Source organism: Parviterribacter kavangonensis, assembly GCF_056863335.1.
Genome location: NZ_JBXPJA010000003.1, coordinates 679,344 through 701,753 on the forward strand (window position 1 = coordinate 679,344; position 22,410 = coordinate 701,753).

General features: G+C 72.5%; 24 protein-coding genes. 10 read left to right on the plus strand and 14 right to left on the minus strand.

Annotation, left to right across the window (positions count from 1 at the left end; translation table 11 throughout):
- Positions 1-39: 39 nt before the first annotated feature.
- Entirely contained in the window at positions 40-747 is a 708-nt protein-coding gene (locus tag AC1UE4_RS23190; RefSeq protein WP_482919704.1) for a GGDEF domain-containing protein, read from the plus strand.
- 45 nt (positions 748-792) lie between these two features.
- Here AC1UE4_RS23190 and AC1UE4_RS23195 read toward each other — a convergent pair whose 3' ends face one another.
- A complete protein-coding gene (locus AC1UE4_RS23195) occupies positions 793-1,071 on the minus strand; it encodes a hypothetical protein (protein WP_482919705.1) in 279 nt (92 codons plus the stop codon).
- Between the two features lie 195 nt (positions 1,072-1,266).
- Here AC1UE4_RS23195 and AC1UE4_RS23200 point away from each other — a divergent pair, with 195 nt between their 5' ends.
- Together AC1UE4_RS23200 and AC1UE4_RS23205 are read left to right on the plus strand one after the other, a co-directional pair.
- Positions 1,267-2,181, plus strand: a complete 915-nt coding sequence (locus tag AC1UE4_RS23200) for an SDR family NAD(P)-dependent oxidoreductase (RefSeq protein ID WP_482919706.1) — start codon at positions 1,267-1,269, stop codon at positions 2,179-2,181.
- 108 nt (positions 2,182-2,289) lie between these two features.
- The gene (locus AC1UE4_RS23205) at positions 2,290-2,970 is read left to right on the plus strand and encodes an alpha/beta fold hydrolase (RefSeq protein WP_482919707.1); all 681 of its coding nucleotides are present in this window, start codon (positions 2,290-2,292) and stop codon (positions 2,968-2,970) included.
- Here the strand turns inward: AC1UE4_RS23205 and AC1UE4_RS23210 are convergent.
- Both AC1UE4_RS23210 and AC1UE4_RS23215 read right to left on the minus strand, forming a co-directional pair.
- Entirely contained in the window at positions 2,967-3,770 is an 804-nt protein-coding gene (locus tag AC1UE4_RS23210) for a class I SAM-dependent methyltransferase (RefSeq protein WP_482919708.1), read from the minus strand. The two genes, AC1UE4_RS23205 and AC1UE4_RS23210, sit on opposite strands and share 4 nt — an antisense overlap.
- A 176-nt stretch (positions 3,771-3,946) precedes the next feature.
- Complete coding sequence (locus AC1UE4_RS23215) at positions 3,947-5,044, minus strand: saccharopine dehydrogenase family protein (protein ID WP_482919709.1); 1,098 nt, start codon at positions 5,042-5,044, stop codon at positions 3,947-3,949.
- Between the two features lie 44 nt (positions 5,045-5,088).
- Here AC1UE4_RS23215 and AC1UE4_RS23220 point away from each other — a divergent pair, with 44 nt between their 5' ends.
- The 5 genes from AC1UE4_RS23220 (at position 5,089) to acs (ending at position 10,244) form a co-directional block, all read left to right on the plus strand.
- Positions 5,089-5,277 (plus strand): hypothetical protein, encoded by a 189-nt coding sequence (locus AC1UE4_RS23220; RefSeq protein WP_482919710.1) that lies wholly within the window; start codon positions 5,089-5,091, stop codon positions 5,275-5,277.
- Positions 5,274-6,188, plus strand: a complete 915-nt coding sequence (locus AC1UE4_RS23225) for a hypothetical protein (protein WP_482919711.1) — start codon at positions 5,274-5,276, stop codon at positions 6,186-6,188. Before AC1UE4_RS23220 ends, AC1UE4_RS23225 begins: the two co-directional genes overlap by 4 nt.
- A gap of 69 nt (positions 6,189-6,257) precedes the next feature.
- A complete protein-coding gene (locus AC1UE4_RS23230) occupies positions 6,258-6,599 on the plus strand; it encodes a DUF485 domain-containing protein (RefSeq protein WP_482919712.1) in 342 nt (113 codons plus the stop codon).
- Positions 6,596-8,251, plus strand: a complete 1,656-nt coding sequence (locus AC1UE4_RS23235; protein WP_482919713.1) for a solute symporter family protein — start codon at positions 6,596-6,598, stop codon at positions 8,249-8,251. The genes AC1UE4_RS23230 and AC1UE4_RS23235 overlap by 4 nt, the downstream gene beginning before the upstream one ends.
- Positions 8,252-8,273: 22 nt before the next feature.
- Complete coding sequence (acs, locus tag AC1UE4_RS23240) at positions 8,274-10,244, plus strand: acetate--CoA ligase (RefSeq protein WP_482919714.1); 1,971 nt, start codon at positions 8,274-8,276, stop codon at positions 10,242-10,244.
- On the opposite strand, the gene AC1UE4_RS23245 is transcribed toward acs, so the two are convergent.
- Positions 10,168-10,890, minus strand: a complete 723-nt coding sequence (locus tag AC1UE4_RS23245; RefSeq protein ID WP_482919715.1) for a HemK2/MTQ2 family protein methyltransferase — start codon at positions 10,888-10,890, stop codon at positions 10,168-10,170. The genes acs and AC1UE4_RS23245 overlap by 77 nt on opposite strands.
- Positions 10,891-10,911: 21 nt before the next feature.
- On the opposite strand from AC1UE4_RS23245, the gene AC1UE4_RS23250 reads away from it, so the two are divergent.
- Together AC1UE4_RS23250 and AC1UE4_RS23255 are read left to right on the plus strand one after the other, a co-directional pair.
- Entirely contained in the window at positions 10,912-11,994 is a 1,083-nt protein-coding gene (locus AC1UE4_RS23250) for a carboxylate-amine ligase (protein ID WP_482919716.1), read from the plus strand.
- Positions 11,995-12,006: 12 nt separating this feature from the next.
- Positions 12,007-13,023, plus strand: a complete 1,017-nt coding sequence (locus AC1UE4_RS23255) for an iron-containing redox enzyme family protein (protein ID WP_482919717.1) — start codon at positions 12,007-12,009, stop codon at positions 13,021-13,023.
- Between the two features lie 12 nt (positions 13,024-13,035).
- Here the strand turns inward: AC1UE4_RS23255 and AC1UE4_RS23260 are convergent, their stop codons facing one another.
- From AC1UE4_RS23260 to AC1UE4_RS23305, 10 genes are all read right to left on the minus strand, one after another.
- Positions 13,036-13,428: a nuclear transport factor 2 family protein gene (locus tag AC1UE4_RS23260; protein WP_482919718.1), complete on the minus strand. Its 393-nt coding sequence runs from the start codon at positions 13,426-13,428 to the stop codon at positions 13,036-13,038.
- 32 nt (positions 13,429-13,460) lie between these two features.
- Complete coding sequence (locus AC1UE4_RS23265) at positions 13,461-13,736, minus strand: CDGSH iron-sulfur domain-containing protein (protein WP_482919719.1); 276 nt, start codon at positions 13,734-13,736, stop codon at positions 13,461-13,463.
- Positions 13,737-13,766: 30 nt separating this feature from the next.
- On the minus strand, positions 13,767-15,350 hold the full coding sequence (locus tag AC1UE4_RS23270; RefSeq protein WP_482919720.1) for an FAD-dependent thymidylate synthase: 1,584 nt from the start codon (positions 15,348-15,350) through the stop codon (positions 13,767-13,769).
- A 90-nt stretch (positions 15,351-15,440) separates the two neighbouring features.
- Complete coding sequence (locus tag AC1UE4_RS23275; protein WP_482919721.1) at positions 15,441-15,974, minus strand: hypothetical protein; 534 nt, start codon at positions 15,972-15,974, stop codon at positions 15,441-15,443.
- A 67-nt stretch (positions 15,975-16,041) separates the two neighbouring features.
- The gene (locus AC1UE4_RS23280) at positions 16,042-16,245 is read right to left on the minus strand and encodes a hypothetical protein (protein ID WP_482919722.1); all 204 of its coding nucleotides are present in this window, start codon (positions 16,243-16,245) and stop codon (positions 16,042-16,044) included.
- 26 nt (positions 16,246-16,271) lie between these two features.
- Positions 16,272-17,849: an NADH-quinone oxidoreductase subunit N gene (locus AC1UE4_RS23285; RefSeq protein ID WP_482919723.1), complete on the minus strand. Its 1,578-nt coding sequence runs from the start codon at positions 17,847-17,849 to the stop codon at positions 16,272-16,274.
- Entirely contained in the window at positions 17,846-19,354 is a 1,509-nt protein-coding gene (locus tag AC1UE4_RS23290) for a complex I subunit 4 family protein (RefSeq protein ID WP_482919724.1), read from the minus strand. Before AC1UE4_RS23290 ends, AC1UE4_RS23285 begins: the two co-directional genes overlap by 4 nt.
- Entirely contained in the window at positions 19,351-21,390 is a 2,040-nt protein-coding gene (nuoL, locus tag AC1UE4_RS23295; protein WP_482919725.1) for an NADH-quinone oxidoreductase subunit L, read from the minus strand. Before nuoL ends, AC1UE4_RS23290 begins: the two co-directional genes overlap by 4 nt.
- Before the next feature lies 1 nt (position 21,391).
- Positions 21,392-21,691: an NADH-quinone oxidoreductase subunit NuoK gene (nuoK, locus tag AC1UE4_RS23300; RefSeq protein WP_482919726.1), complete on the minus strand. Its 300-nt coding sequence runs from the start codon at positions 21,689-21,691 to the stop codon at positions 21,392-21,394.
- Positions 21,688-22,389: an NADH-quinone oxidoreductase subunit J family protein gene (locus AC1UE4_RS23305; protein ID WP_482919727.1), complete on the minus strand. Its 702-nt coding sequence runs from the start codon at positions 22,387-22,389 to the stop codon at positions 21,688-21,690. The genes nuoK and AC1UE4_RS23305 overlap by 4 nt, the downstream gene beginning before the upstream one ends.
- Between the last annotated feature and the right edge of the window lie 21 nt (positions 22,390-22,410).

Consider the following 22,410-nt stretch of genomic DNA (forward strand, 5'->3'; position numbering starts at 1 on the left):
TCGGGGAGCCGTCCGGGCGCCGTGCGATGGTGCCGCCCGATGCCCTCGCCCGCGAAGGGACTTCCCCGCCCGGCACCGGCGCAGGAGCGGGCGATCGTGTCCGGTGTCGTCGTCGGGTCGTTCGTCGGCTTCGTCGCTCTCCTGGGTGCTTCGTTCGGCCTCTTGGCCGTCCTGCTCGCGCTGCCCGCGGGGTTCGTGGCGTTCAAGCTGTCCGAGCGCGTCCACGCGCGGCAGGAGGGCCTGAAGCTGCTCACGATGCAGGACGCGCTGACCGGTCTCGGCAACCGGCGCCTGCTTCAGGAGCGGATCGGCTACGAGATCATGCGCCACCGCCGGATGAGCCGGCGCTTCAGCGTCCTGGCGATGGACCTCGACGGGTTCAAGCTCGTCAACGACCGCTACGGCCACCCGGCGGGCGACGAGATCCTCCGCGAGGTCGCGCGGGCGCTCGAGAAGGCGGTGCGCGACCAGGACACCGTCGTCCGGATGGGCGGCGACGAGTTCTTCGTCCTCGTGCCCGAGAGCTCGTGGCAGGAGGCCGACCAGCTCGCCGAGCGCCTCGTCGACGCGGTCGGCACCGCCGTCGGCGGCATCGACGCCCTCGGCGTCAGCATCGGCTACGCGATCTTCCCCGACGAGGGCTGGACGCCCGAGCACCTCCTCGCGCGCGCCGACGCCGCGGCCATCGAGGCCAAGCGCCGCCGCCGCGCCCAGCGCGTCATCAAGAACGACCGCCGCGCGGCCTAGCCGCCGGCGCGGTCGCCACCGAGACCGCGCGTCTTCGCGGCGCCGCTAGCGCAGCCCCTCGCGCGCCTCGCGCACGAGGGTCACCGCCTCGGGGAACACCACGGCCATCACCGAGCGGATCTGCTGGGCCTGCTGCTCGGGCGTGCCCTGGACGTTGATGCGGTTGATCGCGGCGGTCGTCATCTCGACGGCAAGCCGGATCGCGTTGTCGGCCCAGGCCAGCTTCTGACCGCCCTGGAGCTGCTCGGCGAACTCGGCAAGCCGCCGCTGGAGCTCCTCGGGGTCGCCGCCGCCACCGAAGCCGAAGGGGAAACCACCTTCCATGCCTCGCAGCGTAGTGGCTGGTGCCAGGTACCGAGGTGCCTGGCACCGGAGCGCCTGGCGCCGGAGTACCAGGCACCGGAGTGCCAGGCACCGGAGTGCCAGGCACCGGGGTGCCTGGTACCGCGGTGCCACCCGCCTCAAGCGGTGGTCGAAGGTTCGTGAGGCCGGTTGGCGGGCGGGGTAGGGGCGGGGCTCATGGCTCGCGTCCTGATCACCGGCGCCTCGAGCGGCGTCGGCGCCGCTGCGGCGAACGCGTTCGCGAGGGCCGGCGACGACGTGGCGCTCGTCGCCCGCAGCCGCGATGGGCTGGAAGTGGTGGCCGAGCGCGTCCGCGGGACGAGAGCGCGGTGCCTCGTGCTGCCGCTCGATCTCACCGACCAGGACGCGATCCGCGACGCGGTCGCGACGGTCGAGCGCGAGTGGGGCGGCGTCGACGTCGCCGTCTCGAATGCCGCGGCGATGGTGTTCGGGCCGTTCCGCGACGTGGCGAAGCAGGACTTCGATCGGACGGTCGAGGTGACCTTCATCGGCGCGGTCAACCTCGTCCGCGCGGCGCTGCCGGCGCTCGAGCGCACCGGCGGCGTGCTGGTCGTCACCGGCTCGATCAACGCGATGGCCCCGTTGCCGGGGTTCTCCTCGTACACCGCCTCGAAGCACGCCCTCCGCGCGTTCCTGCGGTCGCTGCGGATCGAGCTGCGCACGCAGGGCTCCAGCGTCCGGCTCGCGATCGTCAATCCCGGCGCGATCGCCACGCCGGTCTGGCGCAGCGTCACCAGCGCGACCGGCCGCCTCCCGCGCCGGCCGCCCGAGGGCTACCACCCGGACGCCATCGCCCGAGCGCTCGTCGCCGTCGCCCGCCACCCGCGGCTCGAGATGACGATCGGCGGCGAGGCGAAGTTCTTCCAATGGCTCTGGCGGATCCGCCCGCTCGACGACTTCGTCCTCGGGCTCGTCTTCCGCTGGTACCTCAGCGGTCGCCTCCCCGCCCGTGAGAACCCCCTGTGGGAACCCGCCGGCAACGGCGACCCGACGGCCCCGAGAGGCATGGCCCGCCGCCCGAGCCTCTGGGGCCCGATCCGGACCCGCCTCCCCTGGCCTCCGGGCCGCTAGCCACCGCCGAACCTCTTCGCCCCTACAGCCGCGAGCCTTCGGGGGCGCCGCCTCTCTCGCCTCGTGGCCGCGAGCCGTTGGGGCGTCGCCCCACCTAGCCTCTCTGCCGTGCGTGTTCCGGCGGTCGGTGTGGAGCTCGAGGTCTCGGTCTCCGGGGAGGGGCCCGCGACGGTCGTGGTGCATGGGATGGCGGCTGAGCCGGTGCTCCCGGCCGTCGCGGGCCGGGTGATCAGGTACGACCGGCGGGGGCACGGGGGATCGGAGGCGCCCGAGCCGTTCACCCGCGCGACGGTCCAGGAGCACGGCGAGGACCTCGATGCGCTGCTGACCGCGCTCGACGCCAGGCCGGCGCAGCTCGTCGGCGACGGGCTCGGCGCGCTGGTCGTGCTAGACGTGCTGCTGCGGCATCACGCCGCCGCGCGGTCGGCGGTGCTCATCGATCCGCCGGCGTACCAGTTCGTCGCCGAGGCGACCGAGGCGCTGTCGGAGGAACGCGCGCTGCTCGAGGACGAGATCCGCGCGAACGGACCGGAGGCCGCCGTTGACTGGTGGCTCGAAGATCACGGGCGCGCTCGGCGCGAGGGGACGACCGCCCGCGGGTTCTTCGCCGACTACGGCGCCCTGGCGACGCTGCCGCTCAGCCGTCGCGAGCTCGCCGCGGTGGACGTCCCAGTGACCGTCGTCGTCACCCCGACCGCCCGTTCGCACGACGCAGCGGCCGCGACCGCACTGGCGGAAGCGCTCGGTGACGCCGAGCTGGTCGCGTCGCTCGAAGACGCGCTCGGCTAGAGGCGGGCGACGACGGCGATCGTGCCGCCTCGTCCCGCGAGGCCTGCGGCGAGCTCGGCCGCGGCCGCGACGGGAACGAGCGGGACGGCGGCCGTCGTGATCGCGAGGTCTCGCGGCTCGGCCGGGACGGAGCGCTTGAGGAGCCGGTAGAGGTACGACGGCTCACCCGTCAACCGGCTGACCGCGCTCTGCCACATGCCGTACGGGTTGTGCTCGGCGAGGACGTGGCGCGTCGTCTCGACCTCGAAGCCGTGCGCGGCGAGCAGCGCCGAAAGGCCGCGCGGCGTGAAGTGCGTGCGATGGCGCGGCGCGTCGAGGTGGTACCAGCGTGAGCCGCCGACCCGCGCCTGGAGGCTCTCGAGGTTCGGCACGCCGACGACGAGCACGCCGCCCGGCCGCAGCCACCCGGCGATCGCCGCGACCGCCGCGCGCGGATCGTCGACGTGCTCGAGCACGTGCCACAGCGTCACCGCGTCGGCCGCCTCGATCGTCGCGTCCTCGATCCCAGCCTTGAGGAGATCGAGCCCGTGGACCTCCCGCGCCGCCCGCACCCCGCGGTCCGACGGCTCGATCCCGACCGCGTCGTACCCGGCAGCGCGCAGCGCCGCGACGAACCGGCCCCGCCCGGCGCCGGCGTCGACGACGCGCGCGGGAGGGAGGACGCCGGCGGAGCGCAGCAGCCTCAGCCGCGCCCGGTCGAACGCGGCGAGCACTGGAGCCGCCGCGCCGGAGAGGCGCGGCGACGACGACCCGTACGCGCCCGAGTCGTGCGCGTCCTCCAGCGGCGGCGCCGCCGTCACCGCACTCCCACACGACACGCACCGCAAGAGGCGAACCAGCCCGCCCCCTTCCGCGGAGACGGCGGAGCGCCACCCCCGCAGAGGGAACCCGCACGCGGGGCAGTCGGCGCGGAGATCGAGCGGCGGGGCGCCGCCGGGCGCGCCGCCGACATCGTGCGGCGGGGCGCCGCCACCCTTCATCGCGCGGCGGCGGCGACCTTCTCCGCGGTGTACGTGATGCCGTGGTCGCCGAGGAAGTCGAGGAAGGGCTCGGGGTCGACGGTCTGGGCGGGGGCGAGGGGGCCGGACTTCGCGAAGCCGGGCTCGGTCATCCGGCGGGCGATCTCGACGGCCATGACCGCCGTGATGCCGTAGACGTCGCCGCCCGAGACGACGCAGCGGCCGGCGGTGCCGTCCGCGCCGTGGGCGTCGGCGACGATGGTGAACGCGCTCGCGCGGCGGGCGTCCTCGCTCGGGCCCTCCGGCAGCCGGTCGATCAGGGCGTCGAACCCGTCGCGGACGAAGCCGCGCAGCGCCATGCCGAACGCGCCCGTCAGCGCCGGCACTGCTCCCGCCATCCACGGCGCCGGCGCGAACGTCGACGCCGTGATGCGCTGCCGCACCGTGCGGACGTCGATGTGCCGCGGCGCCGTGACGATCTCGCCGCCGGGGTAGCGGGCGACCACCTGCTCACCGATCGGATCCGGGAACGTGAACCGCTCGCCGCGGAACGACCGGCTCGCCTCGCGCCAGGACCCGCCGACGTACTCGAGGTCGCCGCCGCCCATCATCTCGAGCGCGGAGTGCATCGTCCCGCGGCTCGCGCCGAACCCGCTCACCGCGTACATGACGTCCAGCCGCTCGACGGGCTCGCGCCCCCGCGCCGCCAGGGCGCACGCGAGGTCGCCGGGCACGTAGTCGAACCCGATCGCCGGCACGATCGCGACGGGCGCGTCGGACAGGTGCTCGAAGACCTTCTGCATGTAGGGCTGCTCGCCCGTGGTGTCGCAGTAGTGCACGCCCGCGTCGACGGCGGCCTCGATGACCGGCATCCCGTAGAACGTGAACGGCCCCGCGCAGTTGATCAGCGCATCCGCGCCCGCGAACGCCTTGCGCAGCGCCCGCGGGTCGTCGACCGGCGCCGCGCGGCACTCCCAGTCGACCCCGAGCTCACCGATCAGCGCCTTCAGCTTGCCGCCGTTGCGCCCGCACAGCCGGGCGTCGAGCCCGCGCCGCTGCAGCTCACGGGCGACGAGCCGGCCCGTGTACCCCGTTGCTCCGTAGACCGCGATCACGGCGCCGAGTCTACGCCCGCCTCTCTAGACTGCCCCGCGTCAAGATGGCGACCCTCTCCCCGTCCCAGCGCGCGTGGCGCGCCCGCATCGAGGCCGTGCTCCGCGTGGCCGCGCCCGGACTCGACCTCATGCTCGCCGCCGGGGACCGGCTCAGCCGGACGGTGGAGCGCGACGACCTCGACTGGGTGCCGCCTCGCAAGGCGCTGTCCGCCGCCGAGACGCCGCGCCGGTGACCACGTCCGTCGAGGAGACGCTGGCCCGCGAGGCCGAGCAGCGGCCGCGCGCGGGCACGGCCGCGATCTTCGCGGGCGCCCTGACGCTCGTCGGCAACGTCCTGCTGACGCTGCTCACGCGGGGCGGCCCGTCGGAGGGCGACGGCTTCATCAGCATCACCGAGTCGGTCTCCACCCGCCTCCAGGGGCAGGACCCGCAGGAGCCCAGCCTGCTCGTCAAGCAGGTCGACTACTTCGGCGACAAGGTCGTCCCGCTCAGCCTCAGCACGCTCCTCACCTCGATCGCCGCGGTGCTCGCCGCCTACGCGCTCGTGTACCTCTACCGCGCCACCGCCGCCCGCGTGCCCGAGACCTCGCGGCCCGGCCTCATCGCCGCGATCTCCGGCGGCGCGCTGTTCGCCGTCGGCCACCTCCTGCGCGAGGTCGGCATCTGGGTCGGAGCGAGCAACTTCGACGGCACGACCGCCGAGCAGGCCCGCGACGTCTTCCGCGAGCCGCTCGTCGCCGCCGCCGGCCTGCTCGAGGTGCTCGGCAGCTTCGCCCTCGCGCTCGCGTTCGTGCTCATCTCCCTGGGCGCCATGCGCGCCGGCCTGCTGACGCGCTTCATGGGCATCCTCGGCGTCATCGTCGGCGCGCTGTCGGTCTTCCAGCTCGACCAGCCGCAGCTCGTCCGCTCGATCTGGCTCGTGATGCTCGGCCTCATCATCTCCCGCCGCAACCCCGGCGCGCCGCTGCCCGCGTGGGAGACCGGCCGCGCGGTCCCGTGGCCGAGCCAGCAGCAGCTCGCCGAGGCGCGCCGTGCCGCCCGCGGCGAGACGCAACCGCCTCCCGCACCCGAGGAGTCGTCAACGGACGACGACGCCGAGGGCCGGCAGCGCGAGATCAAGCGCAAGCGCAAGCGCCGCAGGTAACGATCCGCACCATCTTGGGTACCTAGACCCAAGAAGAGGGTTGCAGTCCACGACGCTTGGGAGGGCGGGATGGACACCACAGCATCGTCCGGTGTGCGCGAGTCGACGGCGGTCGACTGGGAGGGGATCGAGCGGTCCCCCGAGTTCAGGGAGCTCGTGCGGGCGCGACGGCGTTTCGTCGTCCCCGCGACCATCGGCTTCCTCGCCTGGTACCTCGGGTTCATCATCCTCGCCGGCTACGCGCCGGACTTCATGGGCGAGTCGGTGTACGAGGGGCTGACCGTCGGCTACTGCCTCGCGCTGACCCAGTTCCTGATGGTCGCCGTGCTCGGCGTCTGGTACCTCCGCAAGGCGAACCGGACGTACGACCCGATGGCCGAGCGGGTCGCAGAGAAGGCGCGGCGCTCATGATCCCCATCGCAGCCGACGTCAACGTCGAAGCGCTCACGATCTTCGGCGTGGTCCTCGCGATCACGCTCGGGATCACCTTCTGGGCGAGCCGCCGCGTCACCGGTGCGGCGCATTTCTGGGCCGCGGGCCGGTCGATCAGCGGCTTCCAGAACGGCCTCGCGATCTCCGGCGACTACCTCAGCGCCGCGTCCTTCCTGGGCATCGCGGGCCTGATCTACCTCTACGGGTTCGACGGGTTCCTGTACTCGGTCGGGTTCCTCGTCGCGTTCCTGACCGTGCTGTTCCTGCTGGCCGAGCGCATGCGCAACGCCGGCAAGTACACGATCGCCGACGTCCTGTCGTTCCGCCTCAACCAGCGGCCGGCACGGACCGCGGCGGCGCTGGGAACGCTCGCCGTCGTCGCCTTCTACCTCATCGCGCAGATGGTCGGCGCGGGCGTGCTGATCCAGGCGCTCGTCGGCATCGACTTCTCGATCGCGGTGCTGCTCACGGGCATCTTCATGCTCACCTACGTGGTCTTCGGCGGCATGCTCGCCACGACGTGGGTCCAGATCGTGAAGGCCGTGCTGCTGATGGCCTGCATCCTCGTGATGTCGGTCTTCGTGCTCGAGCGCGTCGGCTTCAACCCGATCGACCTGTTCAACGAGGCCGAGGCGAACGCGGGCGCGGACAGCACCTTCTCGCTCGGGCCGGGGACGTTCCTCGACACGCCGATCGACACGGTGTCGCTCGGGCTCGCGCTGGTGCTCGGCACGGCCGGCCTGCCGCACATCCTGATGCGGTTCTTCACGGTGCCCGACGGCAAGGCCGCGCGCGGCTCGGTCGTCTGGGCGATGGGCCTGATCGGCGTCTTCTACCTGCTGACCACGTTCATCGGCTTCGGCGCCCGGGCGGTGCTCGGTGACGCCGGCGTGGAGGCGGCGGGCAAGGGCGGCAACCTCGCCGCGCCGAACCTCGCGGAGGAGCTCGGCGGCGGCGCCGGCACGTTCGGCGGCGACGCGTTCCTCGCGATCGTCGCGGCGGTCGCGTTCGCCACGATCCTCGCCGTCGTCGCGGGCCTCGTGCTCTCGGCGTCGGGCGCGGTCGCGCACGACATCTGGTCGAACGTCATCCGTCACGACCGCGACTCCGAGCACGAGGAGATCTGGGCCGGGCGCATCGCCGCGATCGCCATCGGCGCCCTCGCGATCGCCGTCGCGATCATCGGCGGCGCCGGGTTGAACGTCTCGTTCATGGTCGGCCTCGCCTTCGCGGTGGCCGCGAGCGCCAACTTCCCGGCGCTCCTGCTCGCCCTCACCTGGCGGCGGTTCAACACCGCCGGGGCGGTGACCGGCGTCCTGTTCGGCGTCATCAGCGCCGTCGGGCTCGTGATCATCAGCCCCACCGTGTGGCCCGGCCCGGACAGCGAGGGCGGCCTCTTCAGCTGGTACGACCTGGCGAACCCGGGGATCATCTCGATCCCGCTCGGGTTCATCGGCTGCTGGCTCGGGACGATGCTCAGCCGCGAGCGCCATGCGGCGCGGAAGTTCGAGGAGCTGTATGTACGCTCCGAGACAGGCATCGGAGCGGAGCGGCCCGTCGTGACCGAGCCCGCTCCGGCGCGGCGGACCGGGGAGCCGATGCGGCCGAGCCGGCCGGTGGTGAGGCGGTAGAACGACGACGAGGGAGGACCGCATGGCCGAGGGTCTGAGCGCGACGCTCGAGGAGCTGCAGCGGGTCGAGAGGTTCGACCCGCCAGACGAGTTCCGGTCGCAGGCGCTCGTCAAGGACCGCTCGCTGCACGAGCGTGCCGCGGAGGACCCTCCGGCCTGGTGGGCCGAGCAGGCCGGTGAGCTCCACTGGTTCAAGCAGTGGGACACCGTCCTTGACGACAGCGACCCGCCCTTCTACAAGTGGTTCCAGGGCGGAACGATCAACGCGTCGTACAACTGCCTCGACCGGCACGTCGAGGCGGGCAACGGCGACAAGGTCGCGTTCCACTGGCACGGCGAGGAGGGCGAGTCGCGCGACGTCACGTACGCGGACCTGCACCGCGACGTCCAGAAGTTCGCGAACGTCCTGAAGGACAACGGGATCGGTCCCGGCGACGTCGTCGGGATCTTCCTGCCGATGATCCCCGAGGTCGTCGTCGCGATGCTGGCGTGCGCGCGGATCGGCGCGCCGCACAACGTCGTCTTCGGCGGCTTCTCGGCGGAGTCGGTCAAGGAGCGCATGCACTTCTCCGAGGCCAAGGCGCTCATCACCGTCGACGGCGCGCGGCGCAAGGGCAAGACCGCGCCGATCAAGCAGCAGGTCGACGAGGTCATGGGCGACGTCGGCTCGATCGAGCGCATCTTCGTCGTGCACAACACGGGCGACGACGCGCCCATGAGCGAGGGCCGCGACGTCTGGTACCACGAGGCGATGGAGCAGGCCGCGGACGAGTGCCCGGCCGAGGAGCTCGACGCCGAGCACCCGCTCTTCATCCTCTACACGTCCGGCTCGACCGCCAAGCCGAAGGGCATCCTCCACACGACGGGCGGCTACCTGACCGGCGTCGCATGGACGACGAAGAACGTCTTCGACCTCAAGCCGGACAGCGACGTGTACTGGTGCTCGGCCGACGTCGGCTGGGTCACCGGGCACTCCTACATCGTCTACGGGCCGCTGATGAACGGCGTGACGAGCGTGATGTTCGAGGGGGCGCCGGACTACCCCGACAAGGACATCTGGTGGAAGCTCATCGACCAGTACGACGTCACCGTCTTCTACACGGCGCCGACCGCGATCCGCTCCTGCATCAAGTGGGGCGAGGAGTTCCCGGAGCGCCATGACCTCTCCTCGCTGCGCCTGCTCGGCACGGTCGGCGAGCCGATCAACCCGAAGGCCTGGCTGTGGTACCGCGAGGTCATCGGCGGCGGGTCGTGCCCGGTCGTCGACACGTGGTGGCAGACGGAGACCGGCGCGATCATGATCACGACGTTGCCCGGCGCCGAATCGGCGAAGCCGGGCATCGCCGGCCGGCCGCTGCCGGGGATCAGCGCGCGCGTCGTGGACGAGGAGGGCAACGCGGTCGAGCCGGGCCAGCAGGGCCTGCTCGTCCTCGAGCAGCCGTGGCCGAGCATGCTCCGCACGCTGTACAAGGAGGAGGACCGCTTCGTCGAGACGTACTTCTCACGGCTCGGCAAGGAGACGTACGTCGTCGGCGACGCCGCGCGCGTCGACGAGGACGGCTACATCTCGATCGTCGGGCGCATCGACGACGTCATCAACGTCAGCGGCCACCGCATGTCGACCGCGGAGATCGAGTCGGCGATCGTGTCGCACCCCGACGTCGCCGAGGCGGCGGTCATCGGCCAGGCCGACGAGGACACGGGTCAGTCGGTCGCGGCCTTCGTGACGCTGCAGGGCGACATGGAGGGCACCGACGAGCTCGTCGGCGACATCCGCGAGCACGTGGCCAAGCGCATCGGCAAGCTCGCGCGGCCGAAGCGGGTCATCTGGGCCGGCGACCTGCCGAAGACCCGGTCGGGCAAGATCATGCGCCGGCTGCTGCGAGACATCGCGGAGGGCCGCGAGCTCGGCGACGTCACGACGTTGCGAGATCCGGGAGTGATGCAGCAGCTTCAGGACCGCGTCCAGGAGCTGCAGAAGGAGAGCGGCTGAGCCGCCCGCGGATGACCTGCACGTCCTCGTGGCGCTGCCCGGGGGCGAGCAGGCCTTCGCGTTCGAGGTGCTTGACGCGCGCCGACATCAGCGGGCCGAGCGGCCCGCGGCGGCGCGCGATCACCTCGGCCTGCAGCCCCGCCGCCTCCATGTCGGCGAGCGTGCGCGCGGTGCCGAGGATCGACGACGTGACGATCAGCAGGAACCCGCCGGGGCGCAGGTGCTCCGGCGCTCCCGCGATGAGCCGGTCGAGGAACGCGCGGCCGTCCGTGCCCGCGTCCCAGGCGCGCTCCGGCCCGCTGCCGGGCAGCTCGTCGGTCTCGGCGGGGACGTAGGGCGGGTTCGACACGATCGCGTCGAACCGCTGCCGGCCGACCGGCGCGTAGAGGTCGCCGCGCACCGCGCGGACCTTGACGTGGTTGAGCCGCGCGTTGAGCTTCGTCGTCATGACCGCACGGCGCGAGCAGTCCACGGCGGTCACGTCGCGCGCGCCGCGGCGGGCGGCGGTGATCGCGAGGATGCCGCTGCCGGTGCAGAGGTCGAGGACGGTGGCGCGCGGGGGGAGCGTCTGCTCGCGCAGGACGTCGGCGAGGAACTCCGAGTCGCTGATCGGGCGGAAGACGCCGGGAAGGGTCACGAGGCGCACGGACGCGTACTCTCCACGCGCTTGAGCCGCCAAACGGACCTCCACGCCATGTTCGACGCCCCGGCGCCGCTGACGGTCGGGGTCGAGGAGGAGCTCATGCTGCTCGACGGCCGGACGCTGGACCTGGCGCCGCGGGCGCCCGAGGTCGTCGGGCGGCTGGCGGGGGACGAGCGGTTCAAGCTCGAGCTGCCGGCGTCGCAGGTGGAGATCGTGCTGCCGCCGCTGGAGTCCGCGGCCGCGGTCGAGGCCGCGCTGCTGGCCGCCCGCCGCGATGCGGCGGCCGCCGCGGCGGAGGACGGGCTGCGGCTGGCGGGCGCCGGCGTGCACCCGTTCGCGTCGCCGCTGGGGGAGCTCAACCACGGACCGCGGTACGAGCTGATCGCGGCGCAGTACGGCGACATCGCTCGGATGCAGCTCGTCTTCGCGCTGCAGGTCCACGTCTGCGTGCGGGGCGCCGACCGTGCCCTGGCGGTGCACGAGGGGCTGCGCGCGCATCTGCCCGCGATCGCCGCGCTGGCGGCGAACGGCGCCGTGTACGCGGGGCGCGACACCACGCTCGCTTCGGTCCGTCCACAGCTGTCGCGGCTGCTGCCGCGCCAGGGCATGCCGCCCTCGATCGCGTCGTGGGAGCAGCACGCCGCGACGCTGGCTCAGCTCGACGACCCGGCGCAGTGGTGGTGGGAGCTGCGGCCGCATCCGACGCACGGAACGCTCGAGGTGCGGGTCGCGGACACGCAGGCGACCGTCGCCGAGGCGGCGGCGCTCGCGGCCGTCGTCCACGCGCTGGCGGCGCAGCTCTCCTCGGCGTTCGACGAGGGCCGGCCGCTCGAGGTCCCCGCGCACTGGCAGCTGGAGGAGGAGCGCTGGCGCGCGCTGCGGTTCGGGCTGGCCGACGACGGGCTGCGGGGCCGGGTCGCGGCGCTGCTCGACGCGGTCGAGCCCTTCGCCGCGAAGCAGGGCGCCTCGGCGCAGCTCGCGGTCGCGCGGCGGATGCTCGCGGCGGGCGGCGGCGCAGAACGCCAGCGCGCCGCGTTCCGGTCCGGTGGGGCGTCGCGGGTTGCAGAGGAACTCGCCGACTGCTTCCTGACGGACGCTCATGGGTAGGTTCCTGACGAGGTGCTGTCCCTCCCGATGCCTCGCGGTGCGCTGACCGAGCAGCTGCTCGACGCGCTCACGCGCCCCGTCCACACCCTCGAAGCGCTGCCCGTTCCGTCGCCGGCCGATCCACTGGCCGACGAGGACCTCCAGCTCGCGCTGTACTGCTGCTACGAGCTGCACTACCGCGGGCTGCCCGGCGTCGACGAGGCGTGGGAGTGGGAGCCGTCGCTGCTTGCCCTGCGCCGCGAGCTCGAGACGGTGTTCGACCGCGGGCTCGTCGCCCTCGCCGGCCCCGTCGACGCATCCGAGCAGGTGGAGCCCGAGGAGATGGACGTCGCCCTGCGCGCGATCGCCGAGAGCGACGACGGCCCCTCGCTGTCGCAGTTCGTCGAGCGGCAGGCCACGCTCGACCAGGTGCTCGAGTTCGTCGTGCACCGGTCGGCGTACCAGCTCAAGGAGGCCGACCCGCACGCCTGGGCGATCCCGCGGCTCAGCGGCCCCGCGAAGGCGGCGCTGGTCGAGATCGAGGCCGACGAGTTCGGCGGCGGCCGGCCGGAGCGGGTTCACGCGGTGCTCTTCGCGCAGGCGATGGACGAGCTCGGCCTGGACGCGCGGTACGGCGCCTACCTCGACCTCATCCCGGCGCTGACGCTCGCGACGGTCAACCTCATGTCGCTGCTCGGCCTGCACCGCGCCCGCCGCGGCGCGATCATCGGCCACCTCGCGCTCTTCGAGATGACCTCGACCGTGCCGAACCGCCGCTACGGCAACGGCCTGCGCCGCCTCGGCTTCGGCGAGCGCGCGACGGCGTTCTTCGACGAGCACGTCGAGGCCGACGCGGTTCACGAGGCAGTCGCCGCGGTCGACCTCGCAGGAGGCCTCGTCCGCGCCGAGCCGGCGGTCTGCGGAGACCTCCTCTGGGGAGCCCGCGCGCTCGTCGCGATCGAGGCCCGCTGGGCCACCGAGCTCCTCGCCGCGTGGGACGAGGGGCGCACGTCGTTGCGCGCGCCCCTGGCCGAGACGACCGCGGCGTAGCCCGCGCCGGCCTCACTGCGCGGGCGGCTCGCCGCTCGTGTGCGTGAACGCCTTGTCGACGATCTTCCACTCGCCGTGGATGCGGGCGAGCGTGAAGAGGTCGACGAACGAGACCGTGCCCCAGAAGCAGTCCTCGACGAGCTTCGCGGTCGCGATGTCGCCCGTCTGCTCCACGGCGGTGACCTCCGCCCTGTAGCTGCCGTCCGGATCGGCGGGCTGGCCGGCGAGCAGCCCGATCATCTCGCTGATCGGCTCGTCGTAGCGCTGCCCGCCCATGCAGCCCCACATCCGCGCGTCCGGATGGAAGGCACGGCGGAGCTTGGCGGTGTCCCCGTCTCGAGCGCCCTCGACGTAGAGCTCGACGCACCGAGTGATCTCACCCGTCTCTTGCGTGGTGGCGGCCATGACCTCCTCCTGTCGATCGGGTCGGGCCGAAGCTACTCCGGGTCCGGAGCAGCCGCAAGGGGGTCGTCGTCGCGGCTGAAGCGCTCGTTCCCGCCGCGCTGCTCGGCGCCGCTGGGCGCCTTGAACCGCACGAGCGAGTGGCTGCCGTCGCAGAACGGGCGCAGCCGGGACTTGCCGCAGCGGCACAGGGCGACGGTCTTGCGGCCGACCTCGATCTCGTTGCCGTCCTGGTCCTGCAGGCGGAACGGGCCGCGGACGAGCAGCGGCCCGTCGCGGTAGGGGGTGATGATGACCTCGTCGGCGCTCACGTCCGGCTCCTACCCCGCGGGCGGGCGGACCTACGCCAGGGCGTCGAGCTTCGCCTGGGTGCGCATCTCGGAGAGGATGCGCTCGAGCCGGGGCTCGGTGTCCGTGTCGACGTGCGTCATCGCGGCGGCGATGGACGGGTGGACCGCGGCGATCTGGCGGTGCATCTCGTGGGCGACGGCGCGGTAGGCGGGGTGGCCCTCGCGGCCGGAGCGCAGCTCCACGAGGTGCATCGCCTCGCGCGCGTTGAGGTCGAGGACGAACCGGATGCGGAAGCCGAGGCAGAGCGCGTAGACCGCCTCGCGCTCGAGGCCCGCGCCGACGAGGCGCGCATGCTCGGCGCGCGAGGCCTCGAGGCCGGCGCGGTAGGCATCCGCGACGCCCGCCTCCTCGAGCTCCTCGGGGACGCCGGCGCCGAGGTCCGGCGTCAGGCGCTGCCACTGCACGGTGAGCATCCGGTGGCGCTGGAGGTCGCGGAACGCCCCGTAGTCGGCGACGACCTCGAAGCGGTACCGCAGCGCCTCGAACCCGCGGCCGGGACGGTGGCGGCGGTTCTCGCGCTCGCCGACGAGATCGGTGAGCAGGGCGGTGCGCTCGTCGGTGCCGAGCGCGGCGATGCGGATCCGGGCGTCCTCCTCGGACACGGCGCCCGCCTCGAAGAGCAGCGCGGCGAGCAGCGCCTCCTCGTCGCCGTCGACGTGCAGCAGCCGCACCGACGGCCCGTCGTCGCGCGGGGTGGAGCGATCGAGGCCGAGCTTGGCGACCCAGCGCTCGGCGGCCGCGTCGCGGGTGCGCAGGTGCTCGACCCAGCGGCCGCCGCGGTCGGGCCGCTCGATGCGCGCGACGAAGCTCGGCATGACCGCCTTGACCGCGTCGAGGATCCACGCGCCGTACTGGCGCGCCTCCGGCAGCGGGTGGGCGAGCAGGTGGAGGATGAGCTGCTCGTACGTCTGACCCGTCGCGTAGATCCCCATGTGCGAGAGCGACGCCGCCGGCAGCAGCCCGCGCAGGAGGTCGAGCGCCTTCGCCTTGCACGCCCGCGTCCGCGCCGCAGAGGGGTCGCCGGGGAACGAGCCCTCGACCCACGCGAGCACCTTCGGCAGCGCCTCGGCGTACGTCGTGAAGAGCCCGTCCATCGCGCGCTCGTACTCGGGCCCGAGCGTCTCGTCGCGGTAGTAGCGGTACGCGCTCGTCCCCTCCATCGGGTGGTCGTACGCGATGTACCGCGTCGACTGCTCGAGGTACGCGCCGAGCCGGGGGCGCTGGAGGACCTTCGTGAGGACGTTGGACGTCCACTCGCAGGCGACGTGCATCCCGCCGAGCTGCGCCACCGAGTCGTCGCCGTAGCCGAGGAAGATGCGCTCGTACAGCTCGGCCGCCCGGGTCCCCTCCTCCGTCTCGTCGAGGCCGCCGGTCGCGACGTCGAGCGAGCCCGCGAACTCGTCCAGGAAGAGCCGCCGGAGCGTGCCCGGATAGCGCGAGTAGCGCGCGAAGAGCGCCCCCTTGACGGTCTCCGGCAGGTTGACCAGCGCGAAGACCGGACGGTCAGGGTGGGTGAAGTGGGGGGCGAGGCGAGCCTGCTCCGCCTCGGTGAAGCTCTCGACGGGGTACCGCACGGGGAGGCCACCCTAGTACCCCCGCGCGATGGAACCCCGGCCGCGTCGACGCGATCCCCGCACGGAGCGGGAACCGCGCCGGGAGAGCCGCTAGGCCTCGTCCTTCTTGGTGGCGTCCGAGCCCTCGAGCTCCGGGGCGATGTCGCCGCCCTCGGTGGTCAGCTCGGGGCCGTCGCCGACGCCCGTCGCCGTGCCGGCCGGCTCGTCGCCGACGGCGGGGTCGACCGTCGGAGCGGCGGGCGGCTCGGGCTCGAGGTCGGCGGGCGGCGTGCCCGTCGACGCCGTCTCGACCGGCGGAGGCGTGGCGGCGGCCGTCGCGGGCGAGCCGCCGTTGGGAGCGGGCGCCGCGGGGGTCGGGACCGACGGCGACGCGGGCGTCTGCGCGGTCGACGGCGGGGTCCACTGCGCCTCGCTGGCGTCCTGCTTGCGGCCGGCGAGCTTCTTGAGCAGCAGCGTCGTGGCCACGAAGCCGGCGCCGATGAGCGGCAGCTTGCGCGCGAACCTGTACGACTTGTGGGCGTTGCGGGCGACGCGGAGAGCGACGAGTCCGCGGACGACGAGCCTCGCGTAGCCGAGCGCCTGCTCGGCGTGCGTCGGCTCCTTCTTGCGGCGGATCAGCTTCATGTCCTCGCGCCTACCCCGGGGGCCGACGCTTCAGCCGGAGACCGCGGCGGGGCCGCGCGGCGACGGGTCAGGAGTTCGGGTTGCCCGTCGCCTTCTCGGGCCCCGAGTCCTGGCCGGCCGACGTGTCGGGCGACGCCTGGTTGGCCCCGCCGGTGCCGGAGTCGGGGCCGTCGTTCGTGCCCTCGCCCGCGGGGTTGCTCTCCGGATAGCCCTGGCCGGTGCCCTGCTTGCGCGGGTCCTCGGTCTGGTCCGGCTCGCGTTCGTCGTCCATCGTTGCCTCCTGCGGAAGGGGTCGCCTTAAAGCAGGTTGCCCAGCGCGGTGCCCGTCTCACGCACGAGATCGAACAACGGCCCCGGCACGACGCCCGCGACGATCGTCGCGGCAGCCGCCACGACGGCGACGAAGGCGACCTCGGGATGCGTCCGCGGGATGTCGGCGTCCGCGACGGCGGCGGCGGGGAGCGGCTCCTCGTCGGTGCCCGCGATCTCCGCCGACCCGCCGGCCAGCAGCGGCCGCGCCGCGGGAACCGGGCGCACCGCCGCCACGGCGGGGCGCATCCACACGGCGGCGACCACGCGCAGGTAGTACGCGAGCGACACGGCCGACCCGAGGACGATCACGATGCCGAGCCACGTGTAGCCGTTGTCGACCGCCGCCTCGATCAGGAAGAACTTGCCGATGAAGCCGCCGGTCGCGGGGATGCCGGCGAGGCCGAGCATCGCGATCGTCAGCGGCACGCCGAGCACGGGCTTGTCCGGGCCGATGCCCGCCACCGAGTCGATGCCGTCGCCAAGGCCGGCCTCGCGCTCGCGCGCGACGATCACCGCGAACGCGGCGAGGTTCATCGCCAGGTAGACGGCGAGGTAGAAGCACACAGCCCGCACGCCGAGCGACGTCGCGACCAGCACGCCGGCCAGCAGGTACCCGGCCTGCGCAACCGACGACCATGCGAGCAGCCGCTTGAGCGACGTCTGCCCGATCGCCGCGACGTTGCCCACGACGATCGTGATCGTGGCGAGCACCGCCAGCGCCGGCGCCCAGACGTCCCAGGCGTCGATCAGCGCGACGTCCATGATCCGCAGCAGCACGCCGAACGCCGCCGCCTTCGTCGCCACGGCCATGAACGCCGTGACCGGCGTCGGCGCGCCCTCGTAGACGTCGGGCGTCCACTGGTGGAACGGCGCCACCGAGGCCTTGAACGCCAGGCCGACGACGACGAGCCCGACGCCGCCGAGCAGCATCGTGTCCGACTCGAGGCCGCCCTCACGGATGACCTGCGCCATCCCGCCGAAGTCCGTCGAGCCCGTCGCGCCGTAGAGCAGCGCCAGGCCGTAGAGCAGCGTCGCCGACCCGACCGACCCGAGGATGAGGTACTTCAGCCCCGACTCGAGCGACTTCTCGCGCCGCATCTCCGTCGCGCACAGCACGTACAGCGGGATCGAGAGCAGCTCGAACCCGAGGAACAGCGACACGGTGTTCTGCGCCGCGACGAGCACGCTCATGCCGCCGATCGACGCGAGCAGCATCGCGTGGTACTCGCCGTGCGCCGCCTCGCGCGGCGCGAGCGACCGCCACGACAGGAGCACCGCGGCGATGCCGCCGACGGCGAAGAGGAAGTTCAGGAACAGCGCCAGCTCGTCGATGCGCAGCGCGCCCGACATGATCGACTTGTCGTCGCCCCACTGCCAGATCGACAGGCCGAGGAACGCACCGAGCGCGGCGATCGACAGCAGCGGGACGAGCGTCTCGCGGATGAACCGCGCGCGCAGCAGCCCGGTGAGCAGGACGAGCATTGACCCGCCGAGGACCGCGAGCAGCGGCGACAGGCCGGCCCAGTCGATGTGCGGGCCCTGGAGATCGGCGGCGAGGATCACTTGGCCACCTCCGCCCGGGACGTCTCGGCGATCCCGTCCGCGCGCTGCGCGGCGGCGATCGACCGGTTGATGTCGCGCTCGCCCTTCTCCAGCGGCAGCTGCGGGTACAGCGCGAGCGCGAGGATCACGCCGACCAGCGGCACGAGGACGAGCCCGTCGGCGAACCGCATGTCACGCGACTCCGCCCGCGGCCCGACGCGGTTGTGCATCGCGCCGATGAAGAGACGCAGCGCGTAGACGCTCGCCAGCACGACGCCGGTCGAGGCGACCAGCGCGATGACGAGGTTGTCGCGGAAGACCCCGAGCAGGATCATGAACTCGCCGACGAAGTTCGACGAGCCCGGCATGGCCAGCGTCGCGAACACGACGATGAGGAACATCGCGGCGAGCACGGGGGCGCGGAACGCGAGGCCGCCCATGTCGCGCAGGTCGTCCGACCCGCCGGCGCGCGCCGCCAGCAGCCCGACGATGAAGAACGCCGGCGCCACGACGAGGCCGTGGTTGAAGGACTGGAGGATCGCGCCCTGGGCGCCCTCCTGCTCCAGCGAGAAGATGCCGAGCAGGATGAACCCGAGCTGCGCTATCGACGAGTACCCGAGGATCAGCCGCGTCTCGGTGGTCGTGAACGCCATCGCCGACCCGTAGAGGATCGACGCCAGCCCGATGACCAGCATCAGCAGCTGGAAGTCCGAGGACGCGTCGGGGAAGAGGGGCAGCACGATGCGCAGGAACCCGTAGGCCGCGACCTTCGACATCACGCCGGAGAAGACGGCCAGCACCGGCAGCGGCATGGTCCGGTAGCCGTCGGGGACCCAGCCGTGCAGCGGGAACGCCGGCATCTTCACGAGGAACGCCGCCGCGAAGCAGAGGAAGATCCACCGCTGCGTGCCGTCGCCGAGGCTGTTGCGCTGCAGATCGCTCAGCACGAACGAGACGCCGCCGTCGCCGGCGCTCAGCACGCCGGTCGCGACCGCCGCGGCGAGCATCAGCAGCGAGCCGACGAGCGTGTAGATGAAGAGCTTCGTGATCGCCGGTATCCGGTTCGGCCCGCCCCAGATGCCGGTGAGGAAGAACACCGGCACGAGCATCAGGTCGAAGAAGACGACGAACAGCGCGAGGTCCTGCGCGAGCAGGGCGCCGAGCACGGCGGTGTGGGCGAGCGAGAGGTGGAAGAAGAACTGCTTCTCGCGCTCCCGGCGCGCCTCGAGGACCGCCCACAGCATCGAGACGCTGAACAGCAGCGTCGCGAGCACGATGAGGAACAGGTTCACCCCGTCGACGCCGAGCTTGTAGTGGATCCCGAGCTCGCTGATCCACGTCTCGTCGGTGACGTGCTGCAGGCCGCGGACGCCGGAGTCGAAGTCGACCACCAGGGCGATCGCGTAGGCCAGTGCGCAGAGCGAGCCGACGAGCGCCACCCACCCCGCGACCGCGCGCGGAAGGAACAGCGCCAGCAGGCCGAACGCGAGCGGCAGCCAGAGGACGAAGGAGAGGTGCAGGGTCACGAGGCCTTGATCAGGACGTAGAGGAGGACGCCGGCCATGCCGACCAGCAGCAGCGCGGCGTAGGCGCGCAGGAAGCCGGTCTGCAGCGCGCGGGCGGCGGCGCTGCCGGCGCGGACGATGCCGCTGGCGCCCCCGACGAGCGTGCGGTCGACGAAGACCCGCTCGAAGGTGCTCTGCGCGAAGCGGCCGAACGCGGCGGACGGGCGGACGAAGAGGCGGTCGAGCGCCTCGTCGGCGTACCACTTGTTGACGAAGAGCCGGTGCAGCGGGGCGAAGCGCTCCTGCACGCGGCGCGAGGTGCCGGGCTTGCGGACCCAGATCGTGTACGCGAGCGCGATGCCCGCGACGCCCACGATCGCGCCGACGACCAGCCCGACGAGCACGAAGCCGTCCGACGGATCCAGCGCCTCGTAGTACCTCGAGCCCTCGAACGTGGGCGCGAGGAACTCGTGGATGACGTCGGTCACGTGGAACGGGATCTGCAGCACGCCGCCGACCGTCGCGAGCACGGCGAGGATGCCCATCGCGGCCTTCATCGGGAAGGCGTGCTCGGCGATGTGGTGCTCCGGCCCCGGGAAGCCGACGTCGGTGTCCTCCTCCTCGCCCGTCATCGGGTTGCGCGGGACGTCCGCGTGGTGGAGGTGGCCGCCCTCGAGCTCGCGCGCCTCGGGCGAGGGCTCGCCCCAGAAGGCGCGGAAGATCATGCGCCACGTGTAGATCGCGGTGATGAACGAGCCGACGTAGCCGAGCACGTAGGCGATCCAGTGCCAGCCGCCGCGCTCGCCCATGAGCGCGAGGATCTCGTCCTTCGAGAAGAAGCCGGAGAACGGCGGTATGCCGGACAAGGCGAGGCCGCCGACGACGAAGCACCCGAACGTGAACGGCATCGCCTTGCGGAAGCCGCTCATCTTGTCGAGGTCCTGGACCCCGGCCATCGCGCCGATGATCGAGCCGGCCGCCATGAAGAGCAGCGCCTTGAAGAAGGCGTGCGTCATGAAGTGGAAGATCCCCGCGGCGTAGGCGCCGGCGGAGACGGCCATGATCATGTAGCCGATCTGGGACATCGTCGAGTAGGCGATGACCCGCTTGAGGTCGGTGACGGCGAGGCCGATCGTGCCCGCCACGAGCAGCGTCAGCAGGCCGATGATCGTGCCGACGTCCGCGGCGGCGGGGGCGCGCTCGAACAGCGGCCACATGCGCGCGATGAGGTAGACGCCGGCGGTGACCATCGTCGCCGCGTGGATCAGGGCGGAGACGGGCGTCGGGCCCTCCATCGCGTCCGCGAGCCACGTGTGCAGCGGGATCTGAGCCGACTTCGCGAACGCGCCGACGAGCAGCAGGATGCAGCCCGCGACGAGGTCGGCGTCGTTCGTGCCGGGGAACGCGGTGCCGACCTCCTCGAACGTCTTGAGGAAGTCGAGCGTGCCGGTGCCCTTGAAGATGAAGAACGTGCCGAGCACGAGGCCGACGTCGCCGAGCACGTTGATGACGAAGGCCTTGATGCCCGCCGCCGTCGCCGTGTTCCGCCGGTACCAGAACGAGATCAGCAGGTACGACGCGGCGCCGACGAACGCCCACCCGACGATGAGGATCACGAAGTTGCCCGCGAGGATCAGCGTGAGCATCGAGAAGACGAAGAAGTTGAGGTACGAGAAGTACCGGCTGTAGCCGCGGTCGCCGCTGAGGTAGCTGATCGAGTAGAGGTGGATCAGCGTCGAGACGCCGGTGATCGTCACCGTCATGAAGACGCTGAGCGGGTCGACCAGCAGCGAGAGCTGCGCGTCGAGGCGCTGTCCCCCGCCGGCCGCGACGTTCGCGTAGTCCCACGCGACCGCGACGACGTGCCGCTCCTCCTCGTGGAGGTCGAGCAGCGCGAGCAGCATGAGGATCGCGGTGACGAACGACGCGCCGAGGAAGAGCGTCCCGATGTAGCCGGGAGTGCGTCCCTTGAAGACTCGGTAGCCGAGGGCGTTGACGATCGTGCCGGCAAGCGGCAGGAGCAGCGTCAACCACGCGAACGTCTTGACGGACGTCATGTCAGCCGTGCAGCTCCCGCAGCTCGTCGACGTCGATGGGCAGCCGCCGCCGGTGCATGGCGACGATGACGCCGAGGCCGACGGTCACCTCGCAGGCGGCGACGACCATGACGATGATGGCCATGATCTGGCCCTCTTCGTTGCCGTGCATCCGCGCGAAGGCGAGGAACGCGAGGTTCGCCGCGTTGAGCATCAGCTCGAGGCAGAGCAGGATCACGAGCGGGTCGCGGCGGATGAGGACGCCGCCCGCGCCGATGGCGAAGATGAACGCGGAGACGACGAGGTACCAGGAGACGTTCACCAGCCGCCCTCCCGGTCATCGGCGCCGCGGCCGGCGCCCGCCGCGATCTCCGGCCGCTTCGCCGCCTCGACGTCCGGGACGCCGGAGCCGACGGCCTCGCGCATCGTCCCGCTCTCGGCGGGGCGCACGAGCTCCATCGCGCTGACGGTCATCGCGTCCTCGTCGACCCGGATGCCCCCGCGGCGGCGGGCGAGCACGACGGCGCCGACGGCGGCGATCGTCAGCAGGATCGACGCGAGCTCGAAGGGCAGCAGGAACTTCGTCAGCAGCAGCTGGCCGATCGCCTCGGGTGTGCCGAAGCCGGGCTGCGTCTCGGTCGCGGCGCGGTAGGCGGCGCCCTCGGTGTCGATCGCCTTCAGGCCGGTGCCGAGCAGCGCGATGCACAGCTCGATGAGCACGCCGCCCACGACGAGGTACGTGATCAGGCGGAGGTTCGGCCCGAGCGGGGTCCCGACCGGCTCGGCGCTGCCGATGTACGCGACAACGAAGACGTAGAGGACCATGACCGCGCCCGCGTACACGACGACCTGCGCCGCGGCGACGAACTCCGCGCGCAGCAGCAGGAACAGCGCGGCGAGGCACAGCAGGTGCCCGACGAGCGCGAGCACGCTGTAGAAGGGGTTCTCGTAGTAGAAGACGACCCCGAACGCCCCGGCGAGGGCTCCGATGGCGGCGACGAAGAAGAAGAGCTCGGCCATGAGGCGCGCGGAAGCCTAGCC

Bases quoted from the DNA above. Each gene is read 5' to 3' on its own strand.
- AC1UE4_RS23190 (WP_482919704.1), top strand. From the start codon at position 40: ATGCCCTCGCCCGCGAAGGGACTTCCCCGCCCGGCACCGGCGCAGGAG.
- AC1UE4_RS23195 (WP_482919705.1), bottom strand. From the start codon at position 1,071: ATGGAAGGTGGTTTCCCCTTCGGCTTCGGTGGCGGCGGCGACCCCGAG.
- AC1UE4_RS23200 (WP_482919706.1), top strand. From the start codon at position 1,267: ATGGCTCGCGTCCTGATCACCGGCGCCTCGAGCGGCGTCGGCGCCGCT.
- AC1UE4_RS23220 (WP_482919710.1), top strand. From the start codon at position 5,089: ATGGCGACCCTCTCCCCGTCCCAGCGCGCGTGGCGCGCCCGCATCGAG.
- AC1UE4_RS23230 (WP_482919712.1), top strand. From the start codon at position 6,258: ATGGACACCACAGCATCGTCCGGTGTGCGCGAGTCGACGGCGGTCGAC.
- AC1UE4_RS23235 (WP_482919713.1), top strand. From the start codon at position 6,596: ATGATCCCCATCGCAGCCGACGTCAACGTCGAAGCGCTCACGATCTTC.
- acs (WP_482919714.1), top strand. From the start codon at position 8,274: ATGGCCGAGGGTCTGAGCGCGACGCTCGAGGAGCTGCAGCGGGTCGAG.
- AC1UE4_RS23260 (WP_482919718.1), bottom strand. From the start codon at position 13,428: ATGGCCGCCACCACGCAAGAGACGGGTGAGATCACTCGGTGCGTCGAG.
- AC1UE4_RS23275 (WP_482919721.1), bottom strand. From the start codon at position 15,974: ATGAAGCTGATCCGCCGCAAGAAGGAGCCGACGCACGCCGAGCAGGCG.
- AC1UE4_RS23280 (WP_482919722.1), bottom strand. From the start codon at position 16,245: ATGGACGACGAACGCGAGCCGGACCAGACCGAGGACCCGCGCAAGCAG.
- nuoL (WP_482919725.1), bottom strand. From the start codon at position 21,390: ATGACGTCCGTCAAGACGTTCGCGTGGTTGACGCTGCTCCTGCCGCTT.
- AC1UE4_RS23305 (WP_482919727.1), bottom strand. From the start codon at position 22,389: ATGGCCGAGCTCTTCTTCTTCGTCGCCGCCATCGGAGCCCTCGCCGGG.